Genomic DNA, 7,509 nt, shown 5'->3' with positions numbered 1-7,509 from the left:
GCCGTCCTCCCCGTACAGCACGCCCTCGCCCTACTGCAACCAGCCGCCGGCGGTGCCGCCGGCCGCCCCGATGCCGCCCTCCCCCTACGGCGCGCCGGCGCCCGCCGCGCCCCAGGCGCCGCCGTCGCCCTACGGCGGCCAGCCGCCGGCCGCGCCCTTCCCGCCGCAGGTCCAGCCCGCGCAGCCCGCGGCGCCGGCGCCGGCCGGCGGGGGCATCAACCTGAGCAAGGTCACGCTCACCAAGTCGGCCCCCTCCATCTCACTGGCCAAGCAGGGCGCGACCTCGGGCCGGATGCTGGTCAACCTCAACTGGCAGGAGCGCGGCCAGCAGAACGTGGGCTGGCGGGAGCGGCTGTCCAAGGCCATGGGCGGCGGCCTCGACCTCGACCTGTGCGCCCTGTTCGAGCTCAGCGACGGCCGCAAGGGCGTCGTCCAGGCCCTGGGCAACGCCTTCGGCTCGCTCCACCAGCCGCCGTACATCCACCTCGACGGGGACGACCGCACCGGCGCCGTCGCCACCGGCGAGAACCTGACCATCAACCTCGACCACGCGCGCGAGCTGAAGCGCGTCGTCCTCTTCGTGACCGTGTACTCCGGGGCCGCCAGCTTCCAGGGCATCTCCGCCGTCGTCACCCTCACGCCCGAGCGTGGCGCGCCGATCGACTTCACGCTCGACGAGTGCACCGTCCCGTCCCCGGTCTGCGTGCTCGCCGAGCTCACCAACCAGGGCGGCGAGCTGATCGTCCGGCGCGAGGCCCGCTACCTGGTGCCGGAGCGCGGCGTCAGCCCCCAGCGGACCGTCGACTACGCGTACGGCTTCGGCATGCAGTGGACCCCGGGGCGCAAGTGAGAGCACCGCGCATCGCGCTGGTCGACTCGGGTATCGGCCTGCTCGCCGCCGCGGCCGCCGTCCGGCGGCTGCGGCCCGACGCCTCGCTGGTGATCTCCAACGATCCAGAAGGCATGCCCTGGGGCCCGCGCACCCCGGCGGACATCACCGCGCGGACCCTGGCCCTGGCCAGGGCCGCGGTCGCCACCCCGCCCGACGCGTTGATCGTCGCCTGCAACACGGCGACCGTGAGCGCGCTGCCCCAGCTGCGCGCCGAGCTGGAGCCGGCGGTGCCCGTGGTGGGCACGGTGCCCGCCGTCAAGCCGGCGGCGGCCGCCGGCCGGCCGCTCGCGGTCTGGGCCACCCTGGCCGCCACCGAGAGCGCCTACCAGCGTGACCTGCTCGACCGCTACGCGGCCGGCGTGCCGGCGGTCGGGGTGCCCTGCCACGGCTTGGCCGACGCCGTCGAGCGCGCCGACGAGGAGGCCATCGAGGCCGCCGTCAGGGCCGCCGCCGCGCTGACCCCGCCTGAGACCCGCACCGTGGTGCTGGGCTGCACCCACTACGAGCTGGTCGCCGACCTGATCCGCCGGCGCGTCACCGCGGTCACCGGCGCCGAGGTCACCCTGATCGGCTCGGCGGACGCCGTGGCCGCGCAGGCGCTGCGCCGCGCCGGCCTCCTCCCGAATCCGACGGCGGCTCTCGGCGGCACCCTCGAGGTGTTCGCCAGCACCCGCCCCGCCGCCCTCCCCGAGGTGGCCCTGGCCTACCCGGAGGGGCGCCTGGTCGCGGCCATGGCCGCCGCGCGCGCGTCTAGGCTCGTGCCATGACGACTCCCGGATTCATCCGCGACCTGCGCACCCGCATCGGCCACCAGCTGCTCTTCCTCCCCGGCGTCACCGCCGTCGTCCTCGACGACCAGGGGCGGGTGCTGCTCGGCCGGCGCGCCGACGACGGCGGCTGGGCGCTGATCGGCGGCATCCCGGAGCCGGGCGAGCAGCCCGCCGAGGCGGCGGTCCGCGAGGTGCACGAGGAGACCGCGGTGCGCTGCGTGGCCGAGCGGGTCCTGCTGGTACAGACGCTCGACCCGATCCGGTACGACAACGGCGACTGCTGCCAGTACATGGACGTCACGCTGCTGTGCCGCGCGGTCGGCGGCGAGGCCCGGGTCAACGACGAGGAGTCGCTCGAGGTGGGCTGGTTCAGCCCGGACGCGCTGCCGCCGCTGCGCGAGCCCTCGCTGACCCGGATCAAGCTGGCCCTCTCCGAGGGCCCCACCTGGTTCGAGCCGGCCCCGGTGCCGGCGGCCGAGGACTGAGACCGCCGGGTCCCCAGGTCTTCAGGTCTTCCGAATGGTGTACGCCTCGCCGGCGGCCGCCGCCACGGCGGCCAGGTCGCCGCCGGCCGAGGCGGTCACCAGCGCGGCCACCGCGCCCTCCACGAACGGCGCGTCCACCAGCCGGGTGTCCGGCGGCAGCTCGTCGCCCTCCGCCAGCATCGCCTGTACGGTCAGCACCGCGCTGCCCAGGTCCGCGAGCACCGCGACGCCCGCCCCCCGGTCCACGCCGTGCGCCGCCTCGGCGATCAGCTCGGAGCTCGTCCCGAAGCCGCCGTCGCGCCGCCCACCGGCCGCCGCCGTCGGCGCCAGCGCGCCGCCGCCGGCCAGGCCGGCCGCCAGCCGCGCCACCGACTCGGCCACCTCGGCGCTGTGCGACACGAGCACGATGCCCACCAGGGGCCGCTCCTCAGCCATCTCCCGCTCCCTCGTCCGCCGCGACCGTCTCGGCCAGCGCCACGATCAGCAGTGCCGAGGACGCCGCGCCCGGGTCCAGGTGTCCCATGCTCCGGTCGCCCAGGTAGCTGGCCCGCCCCTTGCGGGCCCGGAGCGGCACGGTCGCCTTCGCGCCCTCCTCGGCCGCCAGCCGGGCCGCCGCGTAGTCAGGCAGCACCGAGACCGCAGGGAGCAGCGCGTCCAGCATGGTCTTGTCGCCGGCCGCGGCGCCGCCCAGCCTGGCCACCGAGTCCACGCCGGCGCGCAGCGCCTCGGCGAGCCGCCCGTCCTCGACCGCGGGCTCGTCCCCGAGGGCCTTGCCCGCGCCGCGCAGCAGCGTGCCGTACAGCGGCCCGGACGCGCCGCCCACCGTGGAGATGAGGGTGCGGCCGGCGATGAGCAGGGTGCCGCCCGGGGCCGGGGGCGGTTCGTCGGCCAGCGCGGCGACGACCGCCGTGAACCCGCGCCGCATGTTGCTGCCGTGGTCGGCGTCGCCGATGGCCGAGTCCAGCTCGGTCAGCCGGCTCGCGTCCCGGGTGATGGCCTCGGCCGCCGCGCCGAGCCAGCGCCGGATGAACTCCGCGTCCCTTCGCGTCACTCGCGCTCCTCCCACCGCTCGCTGCACGATCGTGCCCGGCTCAACGACCCCAGCGCAGCCCCGGCGTGCTCACCGGGGCGTCCCACAGCCGCAGCAGCTCCTCGTCGACCTGGCAGAGCGTCACCGAGCAGCCCGCCATGTCGAGCGAGGTCACGTAGTTGCCGACGAGGGTACGCGCCACCGACACCCGGCGCTCTCCGAGCGCCCGCCGCACCTCGGCGTTGAACCCGTACAGCTCCAGCAGGGGAGTGGCGCCCATCCCGTTGACCAGCACCAGCACGGGCCCGGTCGGCTGCCGGTCGGTCAGCAGCGCGTCGACCGTGACGTCCGCGATGTCCGCCGAGGTCATGACGGGCCGCCGTTCGCGGCCCGGCTCGCCGTGGATGCCGATGCCCAGCTCGAACTCGGCCGCCGGCAGATCGAAGGTGGGGCTGCCCTTGGCCGGGGTGGTCGGCGCGCTGAGCGCCACCCCGAAGCTGCGCGAGGACTCGGACGCCTGCCGGGCGACGGCCTCCACCCGCGCCAGCGGGGCGCCGGCCTCGGCGGCGGCGCCCGCCAGCTTCTCGACGAAGAGCGTCCCGCCGGTGCCGCGCCGGCCGGCCGTGTAGAGGCTGTCGGTGACCGCCACGTCGTCCTCGACGAGCACCTTGGCGATCTCGATGCCCTCGTCCTCGGCCAGTTCGGCCGCCATGTCGAAGTTGAGGACGTCGCCCGTGTAGTTCTTGACGACGAACAGCACGCCGGCGCCGCCGTCGACGGCGGACGCGGCCCGCACCATCTGGTCGGGCACGGGCGAGGTGAACACCTCGCCGGGGCAGGCGGCGTCCAGCATGCCGGGGCCGACGAAACCGCCGTGCAGCGGCTCGTGCCCCGAGCCGCCACCCGACACCAGGCCGACCTTGCCGGCGACCGGGGCGTCGCGCCGGGTGATCACCCGGCGCTCGACGTCGACCGCCAGCTCGGGGTGTGCGGCCGCCATCCCGCGCAGCGCGTCGCCGACGACCCGCTCGGGCCCATTGATCAGCATCCTCACCGGGCTGTCCTCCCTGGCTGAAGCGCACGGCTCTCCGTGGGGGCCAGCGTACGGACCCGCGCCCGATATCGGCAGCCTTTGCGCTGTTGAACGGCGCGCCATCGGACCGGCGGTGCGGCTCAGGTGCGGCGGGATTTGGTGCCGCGCCCCCGTGTGGTGGCCGGTGCCAACGATCGGCGCGGTCCAAGGGGTAAGCCCCGCACCGAGTTGGGGAACTGACAGGGTTTCGGGGCAGACTTGGCCCGTGACGTCACTTCCCCAGCAGAGCCGGCGCGACGGCGCGCCCGGACACATGATCGTCTGCGGCGACGACGCGTTGGCGGCCAGGCTCGCCGCCGAGCTGCACGAGGTCTACCGGGAGCGGGTCACCCTGGTCGTCCCGCCGGCGCCGGGCACCGAGGGGGCGCCCTCGCCCACGCCCGGCCGGGCCAGGGCCGCCACCCTGCTGCGGCGGGTGACCGCCGCCGTCACCCGGCCGGGCTCCGGCGCCACCCCGGATGACACCGGCGTCTTCGCCCGCCGCATCGACGACTCGAGCGGCGAGATCCCGCTGCCCATCGAGGAGATGGCCGCGGCGGAGGCCACCGATGAGGTGTTGCGGCGGGCCGGCGCCGAGCGGGCCACGGCGCTGGCGCTGGTCTACGAGGACGACGAGGCCAACATCCGGGTCGCGCTCGCCGCCCGCCGGCTCAATCCCCGGCTGCGCCTGGTGATCCGCCTCTACAACCGCAAGCTCGGCGACCACCTCGCGCGCCTGCTCGACCAGGCGGCCGCGGTCGCCCTGCCGGAGGCCGACCGGGAGATCGTGGACGCCGCCACCACCATCCTCTCCGACGCCGACACGGCGGCCCCCGCCCTCGCCGCCACCGCGGTTGCCGGCACCAGCAAGATCGTCGAGGCGGAGGGGCTGCTGCTGCGGGCCGTGGAGCGCCCGCCGCCTGGCCCAGGACAGCTCGCCGACCCGGGTCTCTGCACCCTGGCGCTGCTGTCCTCCACGACCAACGACCCGGCGGGCGCGGAGGGTTCGGACAGCAGCGGATCCCGCGCTCCGCAGCTGTTGCCCGACGGGGAGACGGTCGCCGCCGCCACCGGGCGCGGCACGATGGTGCTGGAGACCGTCGCGCACGCCGGGCCGAGGCCCGCCCGGCGCGTGATGCCCGCCGCACCGCTCGCGGAGATCTTCTCGCGCCGGCTGCGCTGGGCCGTCGCCGGCGTCGTGCTCGCCGTGTGCGGGCTGGCCGTCACCTCGCTGTTCACCACGCCGGACGAGCCGGTGCACGCGACGTACCTGATCGTGCTCGACCTGTTCGCGATCAACGAGCCGGCGATCGGGGAGCCGGCTCCCCGGCAGGTGCTGCAGCTGCTGTCCGGGCTCGTCGGCCTGGCGCTGCTGCCGATCCTGGTGGCGGGCGCGCTCGAGGCGCTGGGCGCCTTCCGGGGCACCTCGGCGTTGCGTCGCCCGTCCCGCGGCCTCTCCGGGCATGTGGTGCTGCTCGGCCTCGGCAAGATCGGCACCCGGGTGCTCGGCCGGCTCAAGGAACTCGACATCCCGGTGGTGTGCGTCGAGGAGGACCCCGAGGCGCGCGGCGTGGCGCTTGCCAGGCGGCTGCGGGTGCCCGTGGTGCTCGGCGACGTCACCCAGGAGGGCGTGCTCGAGGCCGCCAAGGTCGAGCGCGCCGGTGCCCTGCTGGCGCTCACCAGCTCCGACACCACCAACCTGGAGGCCGCGCTCTACGCCCGCTCGCTCCGCCCCGACCTGCGGGTGGCGCTGCGGCTCTACGACGACGACTTCGCGACGGCCGTCTACCGCACCCTGCGCGCCGCGCACCCGGGGGCGCTCACCCGCAGCCGCAGCGTCTCGTCGCTGGCCGCGCCCGCCTTCGCGGGGGCCATGATGGGCCGCCAGATACTCGGCGCCATGCCGGTCGAACGCCGGGTGCTGCTGTTCGCCGCCGTCGAGGTCGGCGGACACGCGGAGTTCGAGGGACGCACGGTCGCCGAGGCCAACCGGCCGGGCGCCTGGCGGGTGATCGCGCTGGACACCAGGGCGCCTGACGACCGGCACCCGGACCTCACGGCCCGCCCGCCGGGCGCCGGTCGTGGGGACGGTGCCGGACTGCTGTGGGACCTGCACCCCGGCTATGTGCTGCGCCCCGAGGACCGGGTGGTGCTGGCCGCCACCCGGCGCGGCCTAGCCGAGCTGCTCGGCCGGCACCGGCCGGCGCCGGGCGCACGCTGACGGCGCGCCGGGCCCCGGCTCCGCTGCCTCAGCCGGCCGCGCGGTGACAGACGGCCAGGGTGTCGTACTCGCCGAGCGGCTGGTGCGTCACGGCGGTGAAGCCGGCCGCCGCGGCGTGCGCCCGCAGCTCGTCGAGCGGGTAGCCGGAGCCGCCCCTGGTCATCACCAGCATGGAGAGGCTGACCCGCAGGTTGTGGCGCTCGGTCTCGTCCACGGCGCCGGTGAGCATGCGGTCGTAGACGAGCAGGACGCCGCCTGGGTTGACGCTCTCGAAGAGCGCGCGCAGCAGGAAGCCGCGCCGCTCGGGGGGCCAGTTGACCAGGGTGTGGCCGATGATCACCACGTCGGCCCCGGGCAGCGGGTCGGCGAAGAAGTCCCCCGGGTGGAAGGACATCCGCGCCCGCAGCCCGTGGGCGGCGGCCTGCTCGGCGCAGAGCGGAGCCATCATCGGCAGGTCGAAGACCCGGCCGGTGAGGTGCGGGTGGGCGCGCAGCACCCGGGTGAGGACGCCGCCCCGGCAGCCGCCCACGTCGAGCACCGTGCGGTGGCGGCCCCAGTCGGCGTAGGCGTCGATCAGCGGCCCGGCCAGGGAGTCGGTGATGAAGTCCATCTGGTTGGCGAACTGGCGCACCACGTCGAGGCGGTGCACCGTGTCGGTGAACTCGTCGCTGCCGTGCGGCTCGCCGGTGCGCAGCGACTCGGTCAGCGCCGACAGGGCCGGGAACATGCGGCGTCGCAGCACGTCCCCGGTGTAGGAGGGACGGCCGCGCACCAGGTAGATGTCGGCCACCCGGGAGTTGCGGTAGCGGTCCTGCTCGCGCTCCAGCATGCCGGTGTGGACGAGCAGGCCGAGCCAGTCCGCCATGCCCCGGCCGTGCAGGCCGAGCGCCGCGCGCAGGGACTCCAGGTCGGCGGGGCCGGCGGCGAGCGTGGTGAACAGGTCGAGGTCGAGGGCGGTGAGCAGGGCCTGCGCGTCGCACAGGGAATTGGCCTGGGCGATGAAGTCGGCCGCAGCGGTGGCGGTGGCGGTGGTGGTGGG

7 protein-coding genes and 1 pseudogene are annotated in these 7,509 nt (G+C 75.8%); 4 read left to right on the top strand and 4 right to left on the bottom strand.

Annotated elements, in window-relative coordinates; all coding sequences use genetic code 11:
* The 3 genes and pseudogenes from E1265_RS30345 to E1265_RS30335 form a co-directional block, all read left to right on the top strand.
* Positions 1–850 (top strand): annotated as a pseudogene (locus tag E1265_RS30345) (Tellurium resistance); the annotation flags it as partial.
* Positions 847–1,659 (top strand): aspartate/glutamate racemase family protein, encoded by an 813-nt coding sequence (locus E1265_RS30340; RefSeq protein ID WP_132934183.1) that lies wholly within the window; start codon positions 847–849, stop codon positions 1,657–1,659. The pseudogene E1265_RS30345 and the gene E1265_RS30340, both read left to right, overlap by 4 nt.
* Positions 1,656–2,147 (top strand): NUDIX domain-containing protein, encoded by a 492-nt coding sequence (locus E1265_RS30335; protein WP_132934182.1) that lies wholly within the window; start codon positions 1,656–1,658, stop codon positions 2,145–2,147. Before E1265_RS30340 ends, E1265_RS30335 begins: the two co-directional genes overlap by 4 nt.
* A gap of 21 nt (positions 2,148–2,168) precedes the next feature.
* Here the strand turns inward: E1265_RS30335 and E1265_RS30330 are convergent, their stop codons facing one another.
* The 3 genes from E1265_RS30330 to dhaK are packed head-to-tail and all read right to left on the bottom strand — an operon-like array spanning position 2,169 to position 4,231.
* On the bottom strand, positions 2,169–2,582 hold the full coding sequence (locus tag E1265_RS30330; RefSeq protein WP_132934181.1) for a PTS fructose transporter subunit IIA: 414 nt from the start codon (positions 2,580–2,582) through the stop codon (positions 2,169–2,171).
* Positions 2,575–3,198: a dihydroxyacetone kinase subunit DhaL gene (gene dhaL, locus E1265_RS30325; protein ID WP_132934180.1), complete on the bottom strand. Its 624-nt coding sequence runs from the start codon at positions 3,196–3,198 to the stop codon at positions 2,575–2,577. Before dhaL ends, E1265_RS30330 begins: the two co-directional genes overlap by 8 nt.
* 40 nt (positions 3,199–3,238) lie before the next feature.
* On the bottom strand, positions 3,239–4,231 hold the full coding sequence (gene dhaK, locus E1265_RS30320; protein WP_132934179.1) for a dihydroxyacetone kinase subunit DhaK: 993 nt from the start codon (positions 4,229–4,231) through the stop codon (positions 3,239–3,241).
* Positions 4,232–4,523: 292 nt separating this feature from the next.
* On the opposite strand from dhaK, the gene E1265_RS30315 reads away from it, so the two are divergent.
* Positions 4,524–6,470 (top strand): NAD(P)-binding protein, encoded by a 1,947-nt coding sequence (locus E1265_RS30315; RefSeq protein ID WP_132934185.1) that lies wholly within the window; start codon positions 4,524–4,526, stop codon positions 6,468–6,470.
* 28 nt (positions 6,471–6,498) lie between these two features.
* Here the strand turns inward: E1265_RS30315 and E1265_RS30310 are convergent.
* Positions 6,499–7,509 (bottom strand): methyltransferase (locus E1265_RS30310; RefSeq protein ID WP_207931272.1); only part of this gene is annotated, 1,011 nt, incomplete at its 5' end.

It is taken from the genome of Streptomyces sp. 8K308 (assembly GCF_004348315.1).
Taxonomy (GTDB): domain Bacteria; phylum Actinomycetota; class Actinomycetes; order Streptomycetales; family Streptomycetaceae; genus Streptomyces.
Note: the sequence above shows the minus strand (reverse complement) of the source record. Positions and strands in the feature narration are given on the sequence as shown.